25 protein-coding genes, 1 tRNA gene and 1 other annotated feature (1 of these 27 running past the window's edge) are annotated in these 25,461 nt (G+C 29.9%); of the genes, 15 read left to right on the top strand and 11 right to left on the bottom strand.

The window, feature by feature from the left end; translation table 11 throughout:
- Nucleotides 1–8: a binding site (T-box leader), on the bottom strand; it reaches 191 nt to the left of the window's first position.
- A 148-nt stretch (nucleotides 9–156) separates the two neighbouring features.
- The 5 genes from ABF633_RS03790 to ABF633_RS03770 all read right to left on the bottom strand — a co-directional run bounded on the left by ABF633_RS03790 (nucleotide 157) and on the right by ABF633_RS03770 (nucleotide 3,533).
- Nucleotides 157–233 (bottom strand) — tRNA-Gln (locus tag ABF633_RS03790).
- Nucleotides 234–375: 142 nt separating this feature from the next.
- Entirely contained in the window at nucleotides 376–894 is a 519-nt protein-coding gene (locus ABF633_RS03785) for a hypothetical protein (protein WP_415522174.1), read from the bottom strand.
- 17 nt (nucleotides 895–911) lie between these two features.
- Entirely contained in the window at nucleotides 912–1,532 is a 621-nt protein-coding gene (locus ABF633_RS03780; protein ID WP_415522172.1) for a J domain-containing protein, read from the bottom strand.
- A gap of 420 nt (nucleotides 1,533–1,952) precedes the next feature.
- Nucleotides 1,953–2,810, bottom strand: a complete 858-nt coding sequence (locus ABF633_RS03775) for a DUF5685 family protein (protein ID WP_415522170.1) — start codon at nucleotides 2,808–2,810, stop codon at nucleotides 1,953–1,955.
- A 183-nt stretch (nucleotides 2,811–2,993) separates the two neighbouring features.
- Entirely contained in the window at nucleotides 2,994–3,533 is a 540-nt protein-coding gene (locus tag ABF633_RS03770; RefSeq protein ID WP_415522168.1) for a class IV adenylate cyclase, read from the bottom strand.
- A 316-nt stretch (nucleotides 3,534–3,849) separates the two neighbouring features.
- On the opposite strand from ABF633_RS03770, the gene ABF633_RS03765 reads away from it, so the two are divergent.
- The 3 genes from ABF633_RS03765 to ABF633_RS03755 all read left to right on the top strand — a co-directional run bounded on the left by ABF633_RS03765 (nucleotide 3,850) and on the right by ABF633_RS03755 (nucleotide 6,632).
- On the top strand, nucleotides 3,850–4,353 hold the full coding sequence (locus ABF633_RS03765) for a DUF6106 family protein (protein WP_415522166.1): 504 nt from the start codon (nucleotides 3,850–3,852) through the stop codon (nucleotides 4,351–4,353).
- A 25-nt stretch (nucleotides 4,354–4,378) separates the two neighbouring features.
- Complete coding sequence (locus ABF633_RS03760) at nucleotides 4,379–5,416, top strand: nucleoid-associated protein (protein ID WP_415522164.1); 1,038 nt, start codon at nucleotides 4,379–4,381, stop codon at nucleotides 5,414–5,416.
- Nucleotides 5,417–5,501: 85 nt separating this feature from the next.
- Nucleotides 5,502–6,632 (top strand): MalY/PatB family protein, encoded by a 1,131-nt coding sequence (locus ABF633_RS03755; RefSeq protein WP_415522163.1) that lies wholly within the window; start codon nucleotides 5,502–5,504, stop codon nucleotides 6,630–6,632.
- A gap of 166 nt (nucleotides 6,633–6,798) precedes the next feature.
- Here the strand turns inward: ABF633_RS03755 and fba are convergent, their stop codons facing one another.
- From fba to ABF633_RS03740, 3 genes are all read right to left on the bottom strand, one after another.
- Complete coding sequence (fba, locus tag ABF633_RS03750; RefSeq protein ID WP_415522161.1) at nucleotides 6,799–7,722, bottom strand: class II fructose-1,6-bisphosphate aldolase; 924 nt, start codon at nucleotides 7,720–7,722, stop codon at nucleotides 6,799–6,801.
- 150 nt (nucleotides 7,723–7,872) lie between these two features.
- Entirely contained in the window at nucleotides 7,873–8,253 is a 381-nt protein-coding gene (locus ABF633_RS03745; RefSeq protein WP_415522159.1) for a DUF4363 family protein, read from the bottom strand.
- Nucleotides 8,254–8,423: 170 nt separating this feature from the next.
- Nucleotides 8,424–9,095 (bottom strand): DUF421 domain-containing protein, encoded by a 672-nt coding sequence (locus ABF633_RS03740; protein WP_415522158.1) that lies wholly within the window; start codon nucleotides 9,093–9,095, stop codon nucleotides 8,424–8,426.
- A 451-nt stretch (nucleotides 9,096–9,546) separates the two neighbouring features.
- On the opposite strand from ABF633_RS03740, the gene sdaAB reads away from it, so the two are divergent.
- Genes sdaAB through ABF633_RS03725 form a run of 3 tightly spaced genes read left to right on the top strand, consistent with a single transcriptional unit; the run spans nucleotide 9,547 to nucleotide 11,497 of the window.
- Nucleotides 9,547–10,230, top strand: a complete 684-nt coding sequence (gene sdaAB / locus ABF633_RS03735; RefSeq protein ID WP_415522156.1) for an L-serine ammonia-lyase, iron-sulfur-dependent subunit beta — start codon at nucleotides 9,547–9,549, stop codon at nucleotides 10,228–10,230.
- Nucleotides 10,231–11,112 carry an L-serine ammonia-lyase, iron-sulfur-dependent, subunit alpha gene (sdaAA, locus tag ABF633_RS03730; RefSeq protein WP_415522154.1) on the top strand — a complete coding sequence of 294 codons (882 nt, stop codon included), beginning with the start codon at nucleotides 10,231–10,233 and terminating at the stop codon, nucleotides 11,110–11,112. It begins immediately after the preceding gene.
- A 55-nt stretch (nucleotides 11,113–11,167) separates the two neighbouring features.
- Nucleotides 11,168–11,497, top strand: a complete 330-nt coding sequence (locus tag ABF633_RS03725) for a hypothetical protein (RefSeq protein WP_415522152.1) — start codon at nucleotides 11,168–11,170, stop codon at nucleotides 11,495–11,497.
- A 33-nt stretch (nucleotides 11,498–11,530) separates the two neighbouring features.
- On the opposite strand, the gene pssA is transcribed toward ABF633_RS03725, so the two are convergent.
- Entirely contained in the window at nucleotides 11,531–12,067 is a 537-nt protein-coding gene (gene pssA / locus ABF633_RS03720; RefSeq protein WP_415522150.1) for a CDP-diacylglycerol--serine O-phosphatidyltransferase, read from the bottom strand.
- Between the two features lie 244 nt (nucleotides 12,068–12,311).
- Between pssA and ABF633_RS03715 the strand changes: the two genes are divergently transcribed.
- The 5 genes from ABF633_RS03715 (at nucleotide 12,312) to ABF633_RS03695 (ending at nucleotide 17,632) form a co-directional block, all read left to right on the top strand.
- The gene (locus ABF633_RS03715; RefSeq protein ID WP_415522148.1) at nucleotides 12,312–13,001 is read left to right on the top strand and encodes a TVP38/TMEM64 family protein; all 690 of its coding nucleotides are present in this window, start codon (nucleotides 12,312–12,314) and stop codon (nucleotides 12,999–13,001) included.
- A 53-nt stretch (nucleotides 13,002–13,054) separates the two neighbouring features.
- On the top strand, nucleotides 13,055–13,483 hold the full coding sequence (locus ABF633_RS03710; RefSeq protein ID WP_415522146.1) for a CBS domain-containing protein: 429 nt from the start codon (nucleotides 13,055–13,057) through the stop codon (nucleotides 13,481–13,483).
- A gap of 316 nt (nucleotides 13,484–13,799) precedes the next feature.
- Nucleotides 13,800–14,681 carry a YegS/Rv2252/BmrU family lipid kinase gene (locus tag ABF633_RS03705; RefSeq protein ID WP_415522144.1) on the top strand — a complete coding sequence of 294 codons (882 nt, stop codon included), beginning with the start codon at nucleotides 13,800–13,802 and terminating at the stop codon, nucleotides 14,679–14,681.
- Nucleotides 14,682–15,427: 746 nt separating this feature from the next.
- A complete protein-coding gene (locus ABF633_RS03700) occupies nucleotides 15,428–16,114 on the top strand; it encodes a response regulator transcription factor (protein WP_415522142.1) in 687 nt (228 codons plus the stop codon).
- Entirely contained in the window at nucleotides 16,115–17,632 is a 1,518-nt protein-coding gene (locus tag ABF633_RS03695; protein ID WP_415522140.1) for an ATP-binding protein, read from the top strand.
- A 145-nt stretch (nucleotides 17,633–17,777) separates the two neighbouring features.
- Here ABF633_RS03695 and ABF633_RS03690 read toward each other — a convergent pair whose 3' ends face one another.
- Together ABF633_RS03690 and ABF633_RS03685 are read right to left on the bottom strand one after the other, a co-directional pair.
- Nucleotides 17,778–19,385 (bottom strand): FMN-binding protein, encoded by a 1,608-nt coding sequence (locus tag ABF633_RS03690; RefSeq protein ID WP_415522138.1) that lies wholly within the window; start codon nucleotides 19,383–19,385, stop codon nucleotides 17,778–17,780.
- Between the two features lie 298 nt (nucleotides 19,386–19,683).
- On the bottom strand, nucleotides 19,684–20,784 hold the full coding sequence (locus tag ABF633_RS03685) for an MGDG synthase family glycosyltransferase (RefSeq protein ID WP_415522136.1): 1,101 nt from the start codon (nucleotides 20,782–20,784) through the stop codon (nucleotides 19,684–19,686).
- A 236-nt stretch (nucleotides 20,785–21,020) separates the two neighbouring features.
- Between ABF633_RS03685 and ABF633_RS03680 the strand changes: the two genes are divergently transcribed.
- From ABF633_RS03680 to ABF633_RS03665, 4 genes are all read left to right on the top strand, one after another.
- Nucleotides 21,021–22,415: an MFS transporter gene (locus ABF633_RS03680; protein ID WP_415522134.1), complete on the top strand. Its 1,395-nt coding sequence runs from the start codon at nucleotides 21,021–21,023 to the stop codon at nucleotides 22,413–22,415.
- Nucleotides 22,416–22,652: 237 nt separating this feature from the next.
- Nucleotides 22,653–23,219: a phosphatase PAP2 family protein gene (locus ABF633_RS03675; protein WP_415522132.1), complete on the top strand. Its 567-nt coding sequence runs from the start codon at nucleotides 22,653–22,655 to the stop codon at nucleotides 23,217–23,219.
- A gap of 124 nt (nucleotides 23,220–23,343) precedes the next feature.
- Nucleotides 23,344–24,024, top strand: coding sequence for a response regulator transcription factor (locus tag ABF633_RS03670; protein WP_415522130.1), 681 nt, complete (start codon nucleotides 23,344–23,346; stop codon nucleotides 24,022–24,024).
- Entirely contained in the window at nucleotides 24,014–25,411 is a 1,398-nt protein-coding gene (locus ABF633_RS03665) for a sensor histidine kinase (RefSeq protein ID WP_415522128.1), read from the top strand. Before ABF633_RS03670 ends, ABF633_RS03665 begins: the two co-directional genes overlap by 11 nt.
- Nucleotides 25,412–25,461 lie beyond the last annotated feature (50 nt).

The following is a 25,461-nucleotide window of genomic DNA, read 5'->3' as shown; positions in this document are numbered from 1 at the left end:
GCAAAATATAAAAACACATTCATACCAATAAATTATAGATTATATATCATATATTGTCAATATAATTTAAGAGCTAATTTTTTGTTTATACAGCTAGAAGGGCGGTAAATAAGTGACAGAAATCAAAAAAGCTAAGATTTTTAAATCTTAGCTTTTTGGCTGCCCTAGCAGGACTCGAACCCACACAATGCCTGAACCAGAATCAGGTGCCTTACCAATTTGGCTATAGGGCATCAGCAACAATTAATATTGTATCAGTTTTTTAGCAAATGTCAATACAATATAGATGAAAAATTTCTAAATAAATAGTAATTTCAAATATAATTAAGAGTATTTTTAGTGTAACAGATAACCACATTAAAAATACTCTCGTTATTATTTCAGTCTTTTCAAATAGTTTTTACCCACATAAGATATAAATAAAGTTAAAGCGTAGTCATAAAGCAGGAAAATAATTTCCACTGCAATTATTAAAAGGGCAATGGGAAACTTTGTTGCTGCTATTATATCCACAACAAATATCAATTTATAGATAAGATAAATAATTACAGCACATATGTTAGCAAATAGAAGTTTTAATAATATTTCAATAGGCAGTTTATTGATTTTCTCTATATAGTATTTTATAAAGCCATAGCTTCCAAAGAATATTATATAGGATAATACATTTAATTTTATCCCCAGCAACAGAAGGGATAATAGTGAGGTGGCTGCATAAATAGTAATACTATTTCTTAAATTAGTAGTGATTATGGAAATAGGGATTATACAGGAAACTATTATAAGAATAAAGAATTTATTTGTAGGTAATATATTAGAGAGATATATAAATAACAGTGATAGAGCTGTATATAATCCTCCTTTAGTTATATTACTGGTTTTTGTTTTTGCCATATAAGTTAACCTCCTAACTAACAACCTCCACCCATACAATCACACATCTGCTCTGCACACCATATGCTTATACAAATACTGCAGCAGTCATCTCTATCATTTCTTCCTCTATTAAAATAGGGTTCTCTATAGGTGCTATTTCTTTGATTAAGAGATTGAAATGCATTTCTGTATTCAGGATTTTGAGGATTCAAATTATATGCCATATTTATATAAGTATAGGCATTATCATACCAGCCTTTTTTCATACAAACACTGCCCATTAGAAAATTCCATTCTGCATCTCTTACTTTTATTCCAGTTAACTTCTGTTCCGCTGAACCTAAATTGCCGTTATTTATATCCATTCGTATGGAATTATATAAATCAGCATTGTTTCCACTATAAGATGAGCTGCTGTAATTTTGATTATAATTTGTACTGTTATTATTATAGCTATTTTGACTTGAACTATGATTCTTTAAAAGATAATCATAAGCCTCATTTATTTCTCGCATTTTTTCTTCTGCAAGATCTCTTAATGGATTATTTCCATATTGATCAGGATGATATTTTTTTGCCAATTCTCTATAAGCCTTTTTTATTTCTGCTTCGGAAGCACCTTCCTTTATCTCAAGTACCTCATAGGGATTTCTCATTTATTGTTTCCTCCTCGTATTTAGGCATCTTCAAATAAATAACTAGTCAGTATACTAGTCTATTTTGAATCCTACTACGTCAACAGAACCCTTAGATAGCTCACTATCTGCGGAACCTGTTTCCTTGTACGATTCAAAATATCCGTCGTATCTTTGACTTATTATTTATTTTCATATGCCTTATGTAAGCATTATTATATTTTAAATTTATATAAATTAAACTTTAATTCTTCTCTTTTAATTTTAACAAATTAACTGTAAAAATGCCATGTAAGTTATGTATATTTTATTCCTCATTTGAAGCAAGTTCTTAATTCAGGTGGGGATTCTTTTACCCCATCTGAATTTTAGAACTGCAAATGCATGGCTTACTTGGCGTTGAACTTTCACAGAGTGCGTGGGAGTCTTACGCCAAGTTAGTCAGGTGAAAACAAATACCTTTTCCATCTTTTCCAAAAGACCAAGCTGCAATATATTATAGAGAATATCCCTGTTGGTTTTTAGTGGCAGCTTATTAATGCACTCAAAACAGCCTCTTGCACAGGTAACCAATATGAAATCTATTCTATCCTTTATAGAAGCTTTGAATTCCTTAAAATGTAAATTTTCTGTGTTGAAAATATTATTTATAGCATTAAATTTACTTTTTTTCATGTCTTCCTGCAAATCATCAAAAGCATCTATTATGTATATCCATTTACCTAGATTATATCCAAGGGTATAAAGTGTACCCTTATACTCTTGCAATTTAGGATAAGAGCTGAGTACAAAAGCTGTAAGTTCTGCAAAGGGGTGAGAAAGTTCGTCTATAGTAATATTATCTGCATTGTCCTCTAATTTATATAATTCATTTAATTTTTCCTTTATGAAATTACTATGCTCTTTAAGATCATCTGGAAATTTATTGAAGTAATTTTTAAGGAAAAAGGCAGATAAACTACTTAGTTTTGATTTATCATCTTTCACGTCATCTGTCAGTTTAAAATACACCAGTGCCACATTTAAAAAACTGGCATAGTCTAATGCTGAATTATTAATTATAAAATTTCTTTTTTTTATGGGATGAGCTATGCAGTTTCCATAATGGAGCTCACAGGGTTCTTTCTCTAAAGCGTCCAGAAGAACTGCTACAAAGGTCATATCGTAATTTACGATAAACCTTGGAAGAGTTCCATAATTCTTTTTTATAGAGAGACAAAGACCACAATAATAAGCTTTAAATTTTTCATAATCTTTTATCTTAAGTTCGCCCTTTGAGGGCAGCACATATCCAAACATAGCGACTCCTTTTTCTTTTATAGATCAATAAATCTTACTCAGTGGAAGTTTGTACTTCCACTGAGTTTAGATGAATTATCCAGGGACGTGTCACTGTTATCTCTACCTTTAGAGGGTGAAGTATTACAGCGGCTAGTCATCGGATAAACAAGTTTAAAATTTAACATATTAAATACTGTAAGGTTATTTATTTGATGTTTCTTTAAGTATTTCATATATGGTTTTTGAAGTAGTATCTTCCATAGTGTAGCCTAAAAGGGCTACTACTTCCTTTAATTCATTTTCTTCATTTGTTTCGATTTCAATATAAGGGAAAGGGCAAAAGGATTTATCATTTATGTCTATTTCCACTAAAGTATTTTTATATTTATAGCTTTCTCTGGATTTTTTTATACTACTTTTAAGTATTAGACCAAGAGACAAAAATATATCATTTCCTGCATCACCATTACTTATGATAATTTCATTCTCTTCCATAATTTTATATTTTTCCTGACTTATAAGTTTTTTTGTAGTCATATAATAACGTGTTTCATTTTTTAATAAATCTTCTACAACTCTGATTCTAGCATAGCCTTTTTCTTTAAGTAGTCTATTATCAGGAAAGTCATATAAATTATTAGTTTGGTTTTCCATTTTTACTCTTTCAGCCTTTATGTCTATCAGTTTATTTCTTATTTCATCTATATTTATATGTATTATTTTTGTTTCAAGTTCTTTCAAAATGTTCACCTCTTAATTCGTCATAAGGACAGTTTAAATTTATATTTTTACATGACCCAAATATATTCATTGATATTATAACATAGTGCAGTTAAATAGGGCATCTTAAAATAAATAATAAGTTAGAAATGCGGTGCATATTTTCAATCATGCAAGGCAATGAATTATGATGGTAGTTGTGCTATCAGGAGTTTGTACTGAGGTAGTATAAATAGACTATAATACTGGATAATTTAGTAGAAGCTTATAAGTTTAGATTAAAAGGTTAGTGTGATATAATTAAGTATATTTAAATGTTAGACAAGGGAGATAAATAATGGATGATTTTTATGAACAATTTGTGGCCAGAAAAGACAGTAGATTATATAATTATGTTAAGTTTTTAATGTATGTTACTGGTTTTGTAGCCATAGCTTGTTTTGCTATAATGAAGATTATAGGTTTTATTATATTTGCTGTAATAACAGTTATTATTTTTGTTGCCAGAAGGATGTTATATGTGGAATATGAATACAGCTTTACTAATGGAGAAATAGACATTGATAAGATAATAGATAGAAACAAAAGAAAAACAGCAGCTAATTTTCAAATAAAAGATATTGAAGTGATGGCAAAGGCAGAAAGTGATTTTATAAAGTCTAGCGACTTTAAGTATGACAAAGAACTGAATTGTTATAATAATTGTAACAATAGTGATATTTACAGTATATTAGTAATTTGTAATCAGGAAAAATTGAGAATAAACTTTGGACCGGATAAAAAATTTATAGAACTCTGCTTTTCAATGAATCCTAGAAAAGTAAAGACATCCTCAAGGTAATCATAAAGAATTTGGAGGGAATATTTTGGAATACATTAATGAGGTTAATTTAAATGAGGCTATCATTCATGTGTTAGACAATAATGGTGATGAGCCTGTTTATAATGAATATACACTGGAGCTTTCTGATGAAACCTATGAATATATATTAAAACATATACAAAAATCTTTAAAAGATGAAGAATTGAAATATGCAGTGTTTAATAGTGAAAGAAACATTGTTAAAGAACTTTCACAGGAATATCTAAGTGGTCAGGGGGATTTCATAACTGTATCTAAAGAAATAGCAAAGCAGCTTTTTATATTGATGAAGTCAAATGGAAATATACCATCCTGTGATCTCATAGTAGTATCTATATCTACAGAATTTGGGCCCATGCTGGCACTTTTAAAAATGGATTATGTTAAAAATTACACTCATAATATAGAATTTTTGGAGAATAAAATAGGGATAAACATAATACCCCAATTTATAGGACTCCCTTCTGGAGGACAGAGACTTCAAAAATGCGCCTTTATAAAGCCAATTTTAGATGAAAACAGTTTCGATTTAATGGTTATAGATAAGCAGAGTAAAAGTAAAGAGGGAGAAGATTATGGATCAAATTATTTTATAAGTAATTTTTTAGGCTGTACTGTAGTTGAGAATGAAAGAGATATTACTAGGAATTTTATAAAGACAGCTGAAAAGTGGACAAGAAATAATTTAAAGGATAATGCGGAAGCGGCAGAGGTTGTAAGATCTTCTCTTAAGAAAAAACTTAAACAGGAGGATAAAATTGATATCAATGAATTTTCACAGGATGTTTTTGGTGAAAGTAAAGATGTAGCAGAAAATTTTGTGCAATATGTTAAAGAACAAGGTGTAGGTGATCATGTAGAGGTTGATAAGCAGTGGGTAGAGAATAAGCTAAAGAGAGTACGTCTTAAAATAGATAAGGATATCGATGTCTACATAAATGAAGAGACCTATGACGATAGTTCAAGGTTTGAAATTGTGAGAAATGGTGATGGAACCATAAATATAGTTATTAAGCATATTAAAAATTATATAGAGAAATAAATTGTTCAATATTATTAATTAGATGGATCATCAATAGAATTTATGTTATGGATATAAAGAATTATAAAAATGAGGGGTGAATAATGTGAAATTTGATTTTGATTCTATTATAAATAGGAAGGGTACCAATAGTATCAAATGGGATACAGTCCCTGAAGGTTATATTCCACTTTTTATAGCGGATATGGATTTTAAATCTCCACCTGCTGTTATCAAATCTATAGAGAAAAGAACGACTCATGGTGTTTTCGGATATACAAACCCTGGTGAGGAAGTTTATGATGCTATTTTTAAGTGGTTTTATAAGGAATATGGTTTTCAATTAAAAAAATCATGGATTACCTGGCTTCCTGGCGTAGTACCTGGACTTAGGGTGGCAAGTGCAATGGGTCAAGGAGATGTAATTACGACTACTCCTAATTATTCTATGCTGCTTTCTGCACCAGTAAAAGCTGGTAGGAACAGAATTGATTCTCCATTAAAGTTAGGTAGTAAAGGCTATGAAATGGATTTTGAGGATTTAGAGAGAAGAATTACTCCTGAAACAAAGGTATTTTTACTTTGTAATCCACATAATCCTGTAGGAAGAGTATATACAAAAGAAGAACTTTTAAAGGCAGCAGAATTTTGTAATAGACACGATTTAATTCTTGTATCAGATGAAATCCATTGTGAATTGATTTTTGATAGACCTCATGTACCTATTGTAACCACAGGTGATATTGCTCTGCAGAGGTCTATTACTCTTATGAGTCCTGGAAAGACTTATAATATTCCTGGAGTTCCTATTGCTTTTGCAATTATTCCAAATAGAGAACTTAAAAAACGTTTTGAGGCAGCTGGTTATGCCATGCCTCATCCAGGTGTACTAAACTATGAAGTTTGCCGGGCTGCCTATGGGGATTCAGAAATGTGGAAAAAAGAGCTCATAAATTATTTACGTAATAATCGTGACTATATTGAAAAAGAGCTTTCTAGTAGATTCCCAGATGTAATTTATACTCATGTAGAGGGTACCTACCTGACCTGGATTGATTTTAGACCTCTTGGAATAGAAAATCCCTTTCAATTTTTCTATGAAAAAGCTAAGGTGGTATTTTCAAATGGTAAGGATTTTGGCCAAGATGGTTTTGTAAGACTTAACTTTGGATGTTCCCGTCAGTTATTAAAGGAAGCTTTTCATAGAATAGAAGATGCTGTAAGAGAGTATTGCTAATGTTAAAAACAGTATATATATTTGAAGAGAGTATAGGAATAAGTTGATTATAAACAATAGAAAATAAATGTTAAATTTTAATTGCAATTTATATACAAAAATAATCATAGAAACAATATGTAATGTATAAAATAAAAAAAGGAAGGGGCCACCTTCCTTTTTAAAATTATAGAGTGTTTGCTGAACCTAAAACATTTTCTATTTTATCTTCTACAGTAGCTTGGATTGCAGCTCTTCCAGCTCCACAGTATTTTCTTGGATCAAATTCTTTTGGAGTATCTCCAAATACTTTTCTGATACCAGCTGTAAAAGCAAGTCTTAAATCTGTATCCATGTTTATTTTACATACAGCTAAAGATGAAGCTTTTCTTAACATATCAGTAGGTATTCCCTTTGCACCAGCAATATCTCCACCATATTTGTTACAAGTTTCAACAGCTACAGGATCAACTGCTGAAGCACCGTGAAGAACTATTGGGAAACCTGGTAATTTTTGTTGGATTTCTTCTAATATATCAAATCTTAATTTAGCTTCTCCAGTAAATTTGAAAGCACCGTGACTTGTTCCAATAGCTATTGCTAATGAATCAACTCCAGTTCTAGTTACAAAGTCTACTGCCTGCTCTGGATCAGTGTATACATGAACGTCGCTTTTAACGTCATCTTCAACGCCTGCAAGTACTCCAAGTTCAGCTTCAACTACAACGCCATGAGCATGAGCATAATCAACAACTTCTTTAGTTTTTGCTACATTTTCTTCATATTCAAAATGTGAACCGTCAAACATAACAGAAGTAAAACCGGTTTCTATAGCAAGTTTAACTGTTTCGAAATCTGGACCATGATCTAGGTGAAGAGCAAGATCTATTCCAGTATCAGCTATAGCAGCATCAACCATTGCCTTTAAATATTTAGGACCAGCGTACTTTAAAGCACCTGATGATACCTGAAGTATAACTGGTGATTTTTTAGCTTTTGCTCCGTTAACAACTCCTTGAATTATTTCCATATTATTGATGTTAAAAGCACCTATTGCGTAATGACCTTCATAAGCCTTTTTAAACAATTCTTTAGTAGTAACTAATGCCATTTTAAAATTCCACCTTTCAAACTTGAGTGGGGACTATTTTTGTCCCAGTGGGACATATCCCTACATATATTATAATTCAAATAAAGATTATTTTCCATAGTTTAGGCACAATAATTTTCATTAAAATGTGTTTTTAAATGTTAATTTTCTCTAAAATACGTTTTGAATGTTAATTTTCTCTAATTTTCTGATTCTTTCTATGAGAAATTCTATACTTTGAGCAGATGCAAGAGCTTCATCTTTATTTTGACATTTTATGTATTCCTGAAGTTTGTGTTCTTCTATGCTTATATCGTCAATTAGAGTATGATTTATAAATAGAGAACAGTTATTGGAATAAATATGCCAATCATTAGATATTTTAGCTGATAGATCGTTGGCAGCTTTCCAATTGTCATCATTAACATAATTTTTTATAGAATTATTAGAAGAATACATGATATAAGATATTTTGTTTAAATATTTTACTGAAAGAAAGCAAGTAAATATCATAGCTGCAAATAAGATGAAGGCTATAACGACATTTTTCATTATATTTCCTCCTAAAATTTAAATTTCATATATTTATATATTACAGTAAATTATTTGGTAAATAGACATTGCAGCACTCAACTTTTGAGTTTACGACAATAGCGATACTAGTGAACTTATTGATAATGTATCTAAGCTTGTTGAATGTATAAACTTCCGTTAAGTGAGCTTCATTGATAAAGTTGTGTGTAAAATTTACCCTTTGAATCAACGAGGGCAATAAATACATCTTTAGATGAATTTATATTTTTACTTCTTAAGGTTGTCATAAGCCATTTCTCATCTCGGTTTATAATATCTAAGTTTTTATAATTAACTACACCATCCAATATTAGAGTTACAGGAATAGCATCCTGTTTACATTTCACATTTAAATCCTGCTTTGTGGCGTTAGAAAGTTCAGTCTTTGGAATTATGGATAATTGACCGCTGGTTTCCAATATAGCAAATTCTATATCTTGTAAATTGTAATAGCCTTTAAGACGGACTTCCTCTAATAAATCATTCATATTCAATCTTTGACTTCTCATTACATCTATGTCTACTTTGCCATTATTGATAAGTATACTTGGCTTTCCGGATATTATTAAACGAGCAGCTTGAATCTTTAGTTGAAGTAGGGAAAAAATTATTTCTATAAATAAAAGAGTTACTATGGGTATTACCCCATGAATAATAGGTATTCTTGTATCCTGCATAGGAAGTGAAGCCAAATCAGAAATTATTATAGTTATTCCTAGTTCAAAAGGCTGCAATTCGCCTATTTGCCTCTTCCCCATAACTCTCATTACTATAACCAGTAAAATATATAATATAATAGTTCTTATCATAAGAATAAACATAAAATCTCCCCTTAATACTTAGGCATATTCAAATAAATAACTAGTCAGTATGCTAGCCTATTTTGAATCCTACTGCGTCAGCAGAACCCTCAGATAGCCTACTATCCTCGGAACCTGCTTCCTTGTTGAATTCAAAATATTCGTCGCATCTTTGACTTACTATTTATTTTCACATGCCTCATTCTATCTATAATCTATAATGTTTGCATATTTGTTAAATTTAATACAAAACAAATTTTTTATTTTAGTTGCCTTTTGTGGAAGATAAAAAGATAATAAATTTTACAAATAGTAGTGGTTGTTTTATGTTTAAGGGTGGTTTACTATGTTTATATACAATTATAATAAGGCACATTCAGATAAATAATAGTTAGTATGATGGTATCTTTGACTTACTATTTATTTCCATTTGCTTAATGGCACTATTGAAAAAAAGATAGGTGATAGAGATATGAAAGAGTTTAGTTGTTTTGATATAGTAGGACCAATAATGATAGGACCTTCCAGTTCACATACAGCAGGGGCTGCAAGACTTGGAAGAATTGCAGGTATAATTGCAGGAGAAAAAGAAATTTCAAAAGTTAAATTTTTTCTTCACGGCTCCTTTGCTAAAACTTATAGAGGACACGGAACGGATAAAGCACTAGTAGCAGGTATTCTCGGGATGGATCCCTGGGATGAAAGACTTAAAAATTCTTTTGAAATAGCAGAGGAGAAGGGATTAAAATATGAGTTCATAGAAACAGATCTTGGCATAGAGCATCCTAATACAGTTAAATTTGTTATTACAAAAAAGGATGGAAGCGAAGTTGCAGTTTTAGGCTCTTCAGTAGGTGGAGGAAATATAAATATAAGTGAAATAGATGGGCAAAGGGTGGATTTTGATGGAAATTATCCAACACTTATAATAAAGCATAAGGATGTGCCGGGAATGATATCAAAGGTAAGTACAGTTATATCAGAAGCAGGCATAAATATTGCATTTTTAAAGGTATATAGAAAAAGTAAGGGTCTTACTGCAGCTATGATATTTGAAACAGATGAAATTATATCTGAAAATATTTTAAATAAAATAAAGGATGTAGGAAATATTGAAAGTATAAGATGTGTAAATCCAGTTACGGAGGGAAGATAGATGTTTGTAGATACAGGCAGTGAACTTATAGATATTTGCAGCCGAGACCATATATCCATACATGAGTATACTCTGCTGCAGGAAATAGAGAAAAGCGGAGAAACGGAAAATATTATATTTAATAGAATGGGAAGGGCTTTGAATGTAATGAAAGAGTCAGCTGAATACGGATTAACTCATGAGGTTACCTCTGTCAGTGGACTCATTGGTAAGGATGCAGTAAAAGTATATAAATATGCCAAGAGTAAAAATACAATATGTGGAGAATTTTTAGTTAAAGCCATGGCAAGAGCATTATCTTCTTCAGAGGTAAATGCGGCTATGGGAAAAATTGTGGCAGCACCTACAGCTGGATCCTGCGGAATTTTACCGTCGGTTATAATAAGCACTGGCGAAAAGTATAGTAAATCTGAAGATGATCTTATAAGAGCACTGTTAACGGCTTCAGGGGTAGGTATAATAATAGCTAAAAATGCTACTTTAGCTGGAGCGGAAGGAGGCTGCCAGGCAGAATGTGGATCTGCAGCAGCCATGGCTTCAGCAGCAATAGTAGAGATGTTAGGAGGCAGTCCTAAGCAAGCCTTGGATGCAGCAGCTATAGTTATAAAAAATATTTTGGGACTTGTATGTGATCCAATTGCAGGACTTGTAGAAGTACCTTGTGCAAAGAGAAATATAGGAGGGACAGTAAGTGCATTATCTACAGCAGATTTAGTACTTAGTGGCGTGGAAAGTAAAATACCCTTTGATGATTGTGTAGCTGCTATGTACACCATAGGAAAACAATTGCCCTGTGAGCTTAGAGAAACAGCTCTGGGAGGACTTGCAGCTACGAAAACAGGACTTGAACTTAAAAAAATTGTTCAGAGCAAAAATCATTAAATTAGTATTTATCACATATAATATTAGTGATATTTATGTTAAAGGTGGATTTGATTTGTCAAAGAGAAAAGTTATAGAAAATTATTACTCCGACGTTAGCAATCTTGCGGATCTACTTGGAAGGCTTGTTAATTCTTATAGACTTTTAATCGGCGGAGTAGGTGAACTCAATCAAATAGCACTGGCTACTAAAAATGATGTGAAAAATGCACTTAAGAGAGTGGATAAGCTCGGTGATGTCATTGACAGCATATTGAGTGATATGGATGATACTAATGTACACTATATTCAATATTGTAAGCTTAAAAGTGAATTTCTAAAAAAATCTACAAATATAGATAGTATTCGTACAGAAATTGAAGAAGAGCTAAAATCATCAAATTAAAAGAGCTCCATAATTAGTTTATGGAGCTCTTTTTTACACTTTTTTAATTTTTAACTTACTTATCATAAGATATGATAGCATTATTATTAAGACAATGGTTAATGTTGCATTAGGAGCTGTTTTAGATAAAATTAGAATTAGAGAATAAAATGCAATAATTATGCCAGCAGCAGTTATTGGAATCCCCATAAAATTTCCATCAAAGGTTGTAGTATTATATCTTGCCAGTCTGTAAGCACCTGCAATTGGAAGCAGCAAAACTAAAACATAACCAATTAAACCAAATCTAGAAAAATCATACAAATTAAAAACCAAAATGGAAGGAGCAACACCAAAGGAAACTAAATCAGCCAGTGAATCAAGTTCCTTTCCAAGTTCACTAGAAACGTTTAAATATCTTGCTACTCTACCATCATACCTATCTATAAGTGCCGCGAATATAATAAAGAGACAAGCCCATTTGTAAGCGCCTAAATTTTGTGATGAAGCCTCGAATGTCATCAAAAGAGATAATACCCCGCAAGCCAAATTACTTAGTGTAAAAAAATTTGGTACAGAATTTTTAGCCATTTTTAAAATCACTCCTATGTTTTATATAATATTGCATAATGAGTTCGTAAATAAAACCAGATAATTGCAGTATATCAATCTGATATTATTAAGCATGTATAATATAATTATCTATTATAACTCATTTATAGGAAATAGTTAATAGTTTATTAATAATTTTATATATAAGTACTCTAGTTTTTGCAAATACTAGAAATGAATTTACTGCCATGTTATTATATAATATACTGGAGATGATAAAAATATGAAGGGCTATAATTACAAATTTAAATATGCTCTTATTATTTGTATTGTGATTATTGTTTTATACTTGTTTTTTTATAATAGAACTATACTTACATATACAGGTATGGGACATTTTAGAAAACATATATCTATGAGATACTTAAAAGATTATATATTAAGCTATGGAAATTTTGCGGTAGTTGTCTTTATTATAATATATTCACTTAAACCAGTAGTGCTAGTTATTCCAACTTCATTATTATCTATATTGGCAGGGAATATATTTGGACCAATGTATGCCTTTGTATTAAGTATGATAGGATGTTTTTTTTCGGCTTCTCTGGCATTTTTCCTTGCTCATATGCTTGGAAAACCCTTTGTGGATAAGATACTTAGAGGAAAGATTTTTAAACTTGACAATAGAATCGAAAAACATGGTTTTTTAATAATGCTTCTCATGAGATTATCTTTTGTCTTTCCCTATGACCCTCTTAGTTATGCCGCAGGGCTTACTAAAATGAGATATACGGATTTTATTCTTGGAACAATGCTTGGAATAATACCAGAAATGTTATCTTATTCCTTTATGGGAAAACATTTAAATAGACCTTTTTCAGTTAAAATGTTAATACCTATTGCTGCAATGCTTGGTGTTGCTTTTACAGCTTCTTACATATATAGAAGGTATAAAAAAATAAAAACTAATTAGGTATTATATAAAAATTACTCTTGGTTAAAATATAATTAGGAGGTGTTTTTATTATGAAAGTTAGCGAAATAATGACTGAAAGTGTAGCTAGTCTAAATTCAAATGATACTATTGAGAGGGCAGCTCAACTTATGATGGAACATAATATTGGTTCTATACCTGTGTGTAGAGGGGAAAAAGTTGTAGGTGTTATTACAGATAGAGATATAACTCTTCGATCTGTAGCCAATGGACAAAATGCAAAAGTACAAACCGTTAAGGAAATAATGTCTTCAAATCCTGTGCTTATACAACCTAGCATGGAGGCTGAGGACGCAGCAAGAATAATGAGTGAAAGGCAGATAAGAAGACTTCCCGTAGTAGAAAATGACAATTTAGTTGGTATTGTTTCTTTAGGTGATATAGCAACTAATTCTACCATGGAAAACTTAGCAGAAAAGACATTATGTGAGATTTCTGAGCCTTGTACACCAATAATTTAAAAACAGCCTGATATTAGGCACATGAAAATCAATGAATCTTACTTGGTGGGAGTTTTTATTCCCACCAAGTTTAGATGAATTATCTAGATGCTAGTCATGGAATAAACAACAAGTCAAGAAGATAAGTATGTTGACTTGTTATTTGTTTACAAATTATTTTGAAACAAATATTAAAAATAGAATATACTATATAAAGAGAGATAAATATGCTTTTATAATAATTTTGCTGCTTAAATGATATAATCTAAGCAATAATTATTTGTGGATAATAATTTTACATTATACTATTATGAAATTTATTGATAGGAGATACAGTATGCATAAAGTAAAATTTATTTATAATCCTTATTCGGGAGAGAATTCCATTATAACCAATATAGATAAGGTTATAGAGATACATCAAAAAAAGGGTTATATCGTAATACCATATAGAATAAGTAGGGGATATAGCATAGATAAGGCTTTTGAGGATATAGAAGATGACTATAAATATATACTTATAGCTGGTGGAGATGGTACTGTAGACACAGTAGTTAACTGTATGAGGAGTAAAGAAATAGATATACCTATAGCTATTCTTCCTGTAGGAACAGCTAATGATTTTGCAAAATTTATTGGTATGCCTGCTGACATCGAAAAGGCTTGTAAACAGATATTGAATACAGATGTAAAAAAAGTTGATTTAGGTAAAATAAATGATAAATATTTTATAAATGTAGCCAGCATGGGGCTGTTTACAGATATATCGCAAAAAATTGATATTAATTTAAAAAACACAATGGGAAAGTTAGCCTATTATATAAAAGGGATAGAACAACTGCCCAATTTTAGAAAGTTAAAGGTTAAGGTTAAATCTTCAAAAAATCATTTCGATGGAGATATGTACTTGATTCTTATATTTAATGGACAAACCGCGGGGAATCTAAATTTTGCTTATAAAGCTCATTTGGATGATGGGCTCTTAGATGTAATTATAATAAAAGCTAGCAATCCTGTAGATATGATAGGCCTATTTATAAATATGCTTAAAGGTGATCATTTAGATAATAATTCAATAATGTATTTTAAAACTGATGAACTGGAGATAGAAAGCTATGAGGATATAACTACAGACATAGATGGGGAGAAGGGGCCAGATTTTCCACTTAAAATTACCTGTATAAAGCATGGACTAAAAATTTTAGGTATAGAAGAATAAATAGAGTTTTTTACTAATATTAATAAGTAATAATAAGTTTGAGGAGAAGATAAATGATAGTTTATATATATCTAATTTTATTATTGCTTGTTTTATTATCTGTTTTATTTGGAATAGGACTATGCTTAAAAGGTCCAAAAAAAATACGAGCTCTTAGCAGCATTGTTTTAATTTTGCTATTGCTAAGATATATATCACTTTTCATTATGTATATAAATAATAATCTCAGTTATATGTATATTATGAAGTCTGTTTATTTTCTACATTTTACATGTATACCAATAAGTGGTGCTATAATACTGTATATTTTACTTAGAAGAGATAGTATAAATTTTTTACATATTACTTTGGGAGCCTTAGCATTTATAATTATCTATTTTTTAATGTTTTTAAAGGTCACAGTATATATATCAATGATAAATGATAGTTCACTGGGTTATAGCATGAATTTACAACATAATTTTTGGTATATAGATATAGTTTATCTTGTTATAAATATACTTTTCCTTATGTTGGCGATTAATGCGATAAACAATTCAAATATAAATAGGATAGGCATAATATTAGTAGTTTGCTCGGCTCTTTGTACTACAGTGGCTATTATATTACCTTATATTGGTATTCAAATCATGCCTCAGTATATATGGGGAGAACTTATGTGGGTATCAACTTTAAATTATTGCCTGGACAAGGTAAAGAAGAAATAGACTTAAAAATGGGAGCAAAAGAAAAGGGAGATAGCTTTTATGAATTTATTAAATAAAGATCAAGTAAACATTCTTGTTGTAGATGATGAGGAGAGTATAACCTTATTTATAAAAATGGGGCTGGAAGCTGAAGGCTTTATTGTATATACTGCATCTGATGGGATTGAGGCAATTTCTTTAGCGAGAAAATTAAATCCAAATGTAATAATATTAGATGTTATGATGCCGGGTATGAATGGCTATGAGGTATGTTCTCAAATAAAGAAACTTATAAAAACATCCATTATCATGCTTACTGCTAAGGATGAAATAGATGATCGAGTTAAAGGGTTGAATTTAGGGGCAGATGATTATATGGTAAAGCCCTTTAGTTTCAAGGAATTATTAGCAAGAATTAACGTTAGGCTTCGTAATAGATTTCCGGAGCTAAATGATGTGTTACATATAGGAGATTTTTCAGTAGATAATGGCGCTCATGAAATTTCTTTCCATAATAAAATTTTGAAATTATCTCCAACGGAATATAATTTACTTAATTATTTATTAGTTAATAATGGATTAGTATTGAGCAAAGCAGCAATACTTGAAAAAGTTTGGGGTAATGATTTTAATGGTGAAGAAAATATAGTAGAAGTGTATATTAGGTACTTAAGAGATAAGCTTGAAGATAAGGAACATAAAATTATTTGTAATGTACGGGGTGTAGGTTATAAGGTGGTAATATAGATGAAAAGGCTCAAAAATATATTAGAGACTAATAGCTTAAAATGGCAGCTATTATCTCGTTTTTTTCTAATATTAATATTGTTATTAATTATAATTGGAATTTTGCAATATGTAACCATGAAAGAATATTTATATGGAGGTAAAGAGCAGGTTTTAGACTCCAGATTTCATAATCTCGATCAATACAAAGTACAGCAAATTCAAACATCAGAAGATTTGATAAAAAATTCAAATAGTCTTATGGATAAAACAATTGATTCAAATATGAGTGGTGCAATTATAGATATAAATGGAAATATTATAGCAGGTGTTAGTAAGGGTTCAAGTAATATGGATACTAATGATATAAGTAAATCTAAAGATTTAGATAGATTCCAACAAACTGTTCCTATTCCAAAGTTATCACAGGATGATTATAAAAACCTATTTAAGCAAAGAGGAACTCTAGAAGGTTATAGATTAGTTAAAGATGAAAATAATAATTTACAGATAGTAGCTTTTCGTAAAATTGGAGATTTACATTTCCCCTCAGGTCTAATACAATTAAGCATTTCGGCTAAACCTGTTCAGGATATACTTTATCGACAATTTTACATTTACATAGCAGTTTCAATTTTAACATTAATGGTAGGTGGAATATTTGGTATAACAGTATTTAAATATACTTTAAAACCACTTTATAATATGACTAACATTGTAGAGAATATCAGCGTTGGACAATTAAATACCCGTTTGCCAATAGATAATAAACAATTGGAAATTGATAAATTAGCAAGTGCTTTTAATACTATGTTGGGAAAAATAGAAACATCCTTTGAAAAAGAACAATACATTAAAGAAAAGATGAGGCAGTTTATTTCCGATGCTTCCCATGAATTGAGAACTCCGCTTACGTCCATTCATGGATTTGTAGAAGTTTTATTAAGAGGGGCGGCAAAAAATGAGAAACAATTGGATTTAGCATTGAATAGTATTTTAATAGAAAGCGAAAGACTTAATAAATTGGTTAATGATTTATTATTGTTGACTAGATTAGACCAGCATGCTCCTGTAAAAATGAATAAAGAAAATATTAGTGATATTATAAATGAAATATATCCACAGCTAAAAATACTTTCAAAAGAAAGAAAAATAGAATTACAGTTAAAGGACAATATATTAGCTTATGCTAATAGAGATCAGATAAAGCAAGTTATTTATAATCTGATACAAAATGCTGTAAGGCATACAGATGAGGAGAAGGGCATTATAAGTATTATTACGGATTATGAAAAAGATTTTGTTCTTTTAGAGGTTAAAGATAATGGAATGGGAATATCTAAAGAGAATGTTACTAAAATATTTGATAGATTTTTTCGAAATGAGTCCCATAGATCACGTAAATATGGAGGATATGGCTTAGGACTTTCCATAGTGAAATCCATAATAGATGACCATCATGGAAAAATTGAAGTAAATAGTGAATTGGGAGTTGGAACTACTTTTTCTATATATTTAAAGAGGGTGCCTCAAAAGTAAAAATTAATGAATGATTTCCTAAATAACATTTATAACTATATACAAAAACAATAAGAACACTATGAAATTCAATTAAAATTATGTGAATTTCATAGTGTTTTTTATAATTATAAATTTTCATAACAAATATATTTTGAGGTAAATTCTATGCTTTAGCTTGATTTAACGCATCTTCTACTGCTGTCATAATTCCGTTACTACTATATGTAGCACCTGAAACAGCATCTACTTGAGGAGATTGTGCTGAAATTATTTCATTTTTTATTGAACTATAAGCCGTTTGATAATATTGATCATTCTCTGATACTGTTCGTATATTAACAATTTTACCACCTTTTATTGTAACTGAAATTTTAGTTTCACCCCTAAAGCCATTACCTATTCCCGTATATGTTCCGTCTTTATATTTACTTTGAGTAGTTGTACTGCTTCCAGTACTAGGTGCTACACTAGTTGTGCTAGAGGTTGTACTGCTCGTAGATTCATTATTATTTGTTGCATTGCTATTTTGAGATGGTGTAGTATTATTATTTGAAGAAGAACTATTATTTGCTACTGCGGTAGTATTACTTGTTGATGAATTACTTGCTACTGCATTGCTTAGTGCATTCTGTACTGCAGAAATAATTCCATGGCTGCTATATGTAGCACCTGAAACAGCATCTACTTCAGTAGATTGAGCTGAAATTATTTCATTTGGTATTGAGCTATAAGCCCTATTATAATAGTCTGGCGTATCTTCATTTGATATTGTTTCAACACTGGCAATTTTACCATTTTTTACTGTAACTGAAATTTTAGTTGTACCACCAAAACCAGTACCTGTTCCAGTATATGTTCCATCTTTATATTTTGTTTGTGGCATAGCGCTGCTGTTAGTATTGGCGGATACAGTAACAGGAAAATTTCTACTTATAACTTTGCCAGCTACATTATTGGCAGAATATAGTCCAGTAAAAGCAACAATGGCAATTGAGCTGGCCAATGCTGGATTAATGCTTTCATCACATATAGTTGCCTTAGTATTATTTCTAGGACATTTTTCTACACATTTTAAGCAATTTATGCATTCGCCACCCCTTACATTTTGAAGTTTATATAATTGTATTCCCATTGAACAATTGTTAGTACATACTCTACACTTACCACATTTATCAGAAGGTTTATTTATTTTAAATATACTAATCCTAGATATTATTGAAAATACAGCTCCTAAAGGGCATAAATATCTACAGAAGAATCTTTCGATAAATACAGCTCCAAAGGCTATTAATATCAATATAATAAAGCCTAGTGGATAATTTAAGATAACTTGCGGTAAATTAGTTATTTGTGCAAAGGCATCCCAGGGACTAAAAGTTTGGAAGGCTTTACTTCCAATTGTCCATATGAAAATTACTATAAATAATAGAACTACATATTTTAAATACTTTAATAGGGCATCTGCATCTTTATCAATTTTAAATTTGGTTTTAAATATTTTCCTTGATATAATATATATAAAATCATTAAAAGTTCCAAAGGCACAAAACCAACCACAGAAAAATCTGCTCAATACTATGGTTAAAATGAAAAGTGTTAACATTGACACTAAATTAGGAAATAACTGAAGAAGATTAAATTTTCCATTAATGATAGCAGAATATATTTCACCTAGTTGACTGAAAGCTAAAGCAAAAAGGCCGGGGAGTAAAAATAAAAATGCAATTTGAACAAAAATTCTAAATATCTGTATTTTAGGTATTTTTTTCATGACATCAATTCTCCTATTTCTATTTATTTAAAATGTATCATGAATATAACTATATAACACTTGTATTAATAAACACTTAAAGTTTACTTAAAGTTTGCTGAGAAATGAGTAACTATATTGTTAATATTATTTTAAAGTTATTTTACATGACTCTCATATATTTTTTCTTTTTTAATTCGATTTTAATCTTCTTTAAAGATAATAAAGGCGAAGATAATTACTATTTCTAAAAATAGTAGAATAGCTAAAAAGCTGTCTCCCAACGCATATGTATGCATTATGAGACAGCACATTTATCCTACACCTGAATTATAAAATCCACTATATTTTTTGCAATATTGGGATCACTATAATTTCTTTGACATTCTTTAATTTTTATTAATTCAGCAGCATCATCGGAAAGTAAGTTATCAATGGTGTTTTTTAGCCTTCTCACATTGGTACAGACTGCTCCTATATTGTATTTTTCAATATACTGGGGATTTTTTTCCTCCTGACCTGGTAAAGCTCCAGTTACAATCATAGGTAAATTACAGGCAATAGCTTCCATCATTACATTTGGGCTGCCTCTTGTGAAAGCTACATCAGATTCCACCATAAGTTCTTCAATATTATCTACGAAACCGTAGATATTAACTTTATCATCATATTTATCAAGTAAAGATTTTTCAAGTCTCCTTTTCAATAGTGAATTACGGCCTGTAACTATATTTAAATTACAATTAAAGTTGCTAAGGAGAATATTGGAAATCTTATTCATATTACCAACACCATCGCCTCCGCTAAGTAATAGGAAGGTTAAAGGATTATCATAAGTATCATATTTGTTTGTAATATTAGAATCATTATAAAATTTTGAGCGTACAGGAAAGCCTAAAACTTTAATCTTTGCTTCCGGAACTCCAAATTGTATACATTTTTCCATGGCCTCAATGGTTGGACTAATTATATAATCAGCTCTTTTATCTGCCCAAAGTGGATAAATACTTACTAGATCAGCAATAAAAGTGATAAAAGGAATTTTTATTTTGTTTTTCTCCATAATATTTATTATAGAGCCATTGAAGTTAGGATGCAGTGATAATATTAAATCTGGTTTTACACTTTTAAATAATCCCATGAATTTATCAGTTATGCTTAATTCAATTATTTCATTTATTATGGATGGTTTAATCGATGATAAATCCCAGATTAATTGCCATAAACCTTTGGCAGTTCTGGTAATTGTACCATAAGATTTACCAATTTTAAGTAGAGAATCACCACCCAAGGAAAAGCCATCTATTACAGTTACATTTATATCAGGATGCAGAGCAAATTGCTCGCATAAAGCTTCTGATATGCTTTTGTGGCCATTTCCTGTATAATTGGAAGAAATAATTAATATGTTTTTAGTCATGTTTTCACCTCTGTAATTAAATAATAGTTTATTGTTCTTTAGTATTTTGTTTAAAATACATACTAATTATTACACGAATAATTAATGAATTTTGTTGAATGCCTATAAATAAATTTTATATTAATAGGCTCATATTTAATGTTAACAATAAGTAAAAAATTTTTCAATGTAAAAATATAACTTTAGAAAATCAAACAGTTACAGTAATATATAATTTAAGGAGTGATTTTTTATTTATGAATAGAAGTAATATTAGAACAATATATACTGTGTTTATCTTTGTAGCCTTAGCAGCATTTGACAATATTATAATAGGTTTATTTCCACCTCTGTTTTCTTCTATAGCCAAGGATTTAAACATAAGTATATCTTCATTAGGAGTTGTATCTGCTATAAATATAATTGTTACAGCTATGTCATCAATCTTATGGGGATATGCAGCAGGAAAATACAATAGGAAAAGGCTTATTATGTTCGGTACCATTATTTGGTCTATATCTGTTTTTATGACTTCTAGAAGTAGTAATTATTTAGAGCTCATAATATCACAATTTTTTACAGGTATTGGTCTTGGCTGCATAGCGTCTATTGGTTTTAGTGTGCTTACGGACTTTATACCCTATAAATATCGAGGAATGATTCTCAGTCTTTGGGGAATGTCTCAGGGTTTTGGAGGGATAATGGGATCTCTAATGGCGTCACTTATTGCTACATCAAGTAACTGGAGAGAGCCTTTTCAGATTGTAGGCATAATAGGATTTTTCTTAACTGTTTTATATATTTTTATAAGAGAACCAGTTTTAGGTGAAGCAGAGCCTGAACTTAAAAAGCTTATAAGGGAAGGAAATACATATGATCACACTATACAATTAAGTGAAGTTAAAGGAATAATATGTAAAAAAACTAACCTATTGTTGCTGCTCCAAGGTATTTTTATGAATATTACTACAGGGAGTCTTATATGGCTTCCAACTCTATATATTTCAAAAATACAAAATCAAGGTTATGATAATAAAACAGCTATTATAGCCGCTGGATATCTGTATGCAATACTGCAGTTAGGTGGTTTGACGTCCTCTGGTTTTGGGTATCTAGGGGATTTATTGCAGAGAAAAAGTTATAAAGGAAGGGCATTAATGACTTCATTTTTTGTATTTATAACTATGCCGCTCTATGTACTTATGTTTATAATGCCAATGAATAAACTTTTTATTGATAACAGCAGTACTTATTCAATACTAATAAGTCTTTTGAAAGAAATAGTTATAAATCCGTGGATGATGGGAATATTTATACTGTCTTTTTTGGCAAGTGCTACTCAATCTTCAAATACTCCGAATTGGTTAGCCTTAATAACAGAGGTGAATCTTCCAGAACATAGAGGTGCAGCTTTTAGTATATCTAACATTGCAAATAGTCTTGGCAGAACTGTTGGAAATGTAGGAGTAGGATATTTGTTAGCTTTTATTTCAATATATAGAAGGGAACCCAGTAATTATATTATAACTATGGCAGTATTTCAGATGTTTTTGGTTCCAGCTGCTGTCTGTTATTTACGAATAGCAAAAACAAATGTCAGAGATATAAAAGACGTAAAGAAGACATTGTATAAGAGGGCTAAAGTTAATTAATATATTATTGTTTTGGTAATACATTCAATCTAAATTGGGCAAGTAATTCTTTTAAGTATTGATAGCTTTATATTTATAAAAATTTTACAAATATAAAGCTATCAACATATCTGCGATTACTTGCCCCCAAAATTTTAAGTAGGATTAAAATTTTTTTCGTAAATAAAATATTTTTAATCTAATTTTAATGTCCAGTGTGAATAATATATGTAAAATAGGGGAAAGAGGTGGGTAAATATGTATTTAAATATTTTAAATAGAATAAATATATTTGATAATTATGTGTTGAATTCTATTAATAAATATTTGAAAAATAAATATTTAGATAAATTAATGCCTATGATTACTACAATGGGGAATATAGGCATTATATGGATTGCAGTAGCTATTATTCTATTATTGAACAAGCCCTATAAGGTAATTGGAGGTATAGTAATATTGACATTGGCTATAAGTACAATTATTGGGGAAGGAATAGTTAAACACATAGTGAGAAGAATTAGACCTTGCAATAATGGAATTAATATTAATCTTCTAATATCCAGACCAATATCCTATTCTTTTCCCTCAGGACACACCAGTTCATCTTTTGCTGTGGCAGGGGTATTATCTATGTATTTTCATCAATATAGAATAATATTTATGGCAGTAGCATTCTTAATAGCATTGTCTAGATTGTACTTATATGTTCATTACCCTACAGATGTTATAGGTGGCATCATAATTGGAATACTATGCTCAAAACTAGTACTTATAATTTTAAATATAGTTTCTATACAAAATATTCATGTTTTAGGCATCTGAAAATAAATAAGAAGTCAAAGATGCGACGAATATTTTAAAGAAAAATAAATAAATTTTTAGGAGCTAGGACATTATATGATAAAATTTAATATTGATATATATTGAAAATAGAAAGAGGCTGAATATGAAAAATTTTAAAATACTCATAGTAGAAGATGAGAAACAGATGGCTATGTTTATTGAAATGGAATTGATTCATGAGGGCTATGAGGCTAATGTTTCTCACAATGGCATAGATGCCATTAAAAAAATAGAAAAAAACGGTTATGATTTAATTCTTCTTGATATAATGCTTCCTGGTTTAAATGGAATGGAGGTTTGCAAGGAAATAAGGTGCAATTATAACATACCTATTATAATGGTTACGGCCAAAAGTGATATAAATGACAAGGTTAAAGGACTTGACATTGGAGCGAATGACTATATAACAAAGCCTTTTGCAATAGAGGAGCTGTTAGCCAGAATAAGAGTAATAGAGAGGAACAATATACCAAGCTGTAAATATAATGAAATAAAATTCAAGGATATAATAATAAATAATAGTACACATCAAGTATTAAGAAGTGGTAGAAAAATTGATTTGACAAAGAAAGAATATGATTTATTAGAAACTTTGCTTATAAATAAAAATATAGTTCTTACTAGGGAACAGTTGATTGAAAAAATATGGGGCTATGATTATGAAGGTGACACAAATGTGGTAGATGTTTTTATAAGATACTTAAGGGGCAAAATAGATGATGATTTTGAAGATAAATTGATTACTACTGTTAGAGGGGTAGGATATGTAATTAATGAAAATTAATATTATTAGAGAAGCCAAAATTTCTGCTAAATTGACAATAATTTATGCTTTTATGTTTTCTTTTATATTACTTATATTAAATGCCTCTGTTTTATATGGCATAAAACATTATTTTTATTCTCAAGCTAATAAACAGTTAGTTGATGTGAAAAATATAATTTTAAATGATATAGGAGAACAAAAAGAAAATAACGATACAATAGATAAAAAAATATTAATAAATTTGCCATCTAGAGAAAATTTATATATAAAGCTTACAGAAAAGGATGGAAAGATAGTAAATATTCCAGAAAGATATTATTATAATGTAAAGGTTAATGAGGATTATGACAAAATAATACATTTAGAGGAAAAGGATAGGCATCTGATATATGAGAATGTAAAAATTGAAAATAATAATTATGGTATTAAAAATTTGCAAATAATCAAAGATATGGGTAGAGAATATGATTTTATGAAGATATTATTTTTCTTTATGGCAGTATCAGATTTTATAGGCATTGTCTCTTCAATTATTATTGGATATATTATAAGTAAAAAAATGCTGAAGCCTATAGATAATATTACTAAAGCAGCTGAAAATATAAGTATTAATAATTTAAATGAAAGAATAGATATGAAGGGTCCAGAGGATGAGCTTAAAAGACTGGCCGCTACTTTTAATAATATGATAAACAGACTTCAGGATTCCTTTAATAGGCAGACTCAATTTGTATCTGATGCCTCACATGAATTAAGAACTCCTATTGCAGTAATTAGTGGATATGTAAATTTGCTTGATAGGTGGGGGAAAAATGATAAAAAGGCTTTAGAAAAGTCAATTTATGCCATTAAGTTTGAAGTCTCTACTATGGCAGATATGATAGAAAAATTACTTTTCCTTGCCAAAGGTGATAGCGGTGTTTTGGAGATGAATAAAACTAGATTTTTTTTAAATAAACTTATAGATGAGGTAATTGAAGAAAGCAGGCTTATAGATAAAACTCATAATATATTAAGTGAAAAAAATCAAGTTGTAGAGATTCTTGCTGATTATAAAATGATAAAACAAATGTTTAGAATATTTATAGATAACAGCATTAAATTTACACCGGAAAATGGCAATATAGTTCTAAACTCCGTAATTAAAGAAAAAACTATAGAAATGACAATTAGTGATACTGGAATTGGAATACCAAAGGAAGAAATAGAAAGAATATTTGATCGGTTTTATACTGTTGATAAATCCAGGTCTAAAGATAAGGGAGGAACAGGTCTTGGACTATCTATTGCCAAGTGGATTGTAGATAGGCATAATGGAAATATAGAAGTAATTAGTGAGGAAGGAAAGGGAACAAGGATAATTATTAAAATTAATATAAATTATTTGGATGGAAATTTACTATAATCAGGTTTACTAAAAAGCATGTATTTGTAATTAAGAGAAGATATGAATAC

It is taken from the genome of Clostridium sp., assembly GCF_047718555.1.
Lineage (GTDB): Bacteria > Bacillota > Clostridia > Clostridiales > Clostridiaceae > Clostridium_I.
This window is presented reverse-complemented; position numbering and strand designations above follow the sequence as displayed.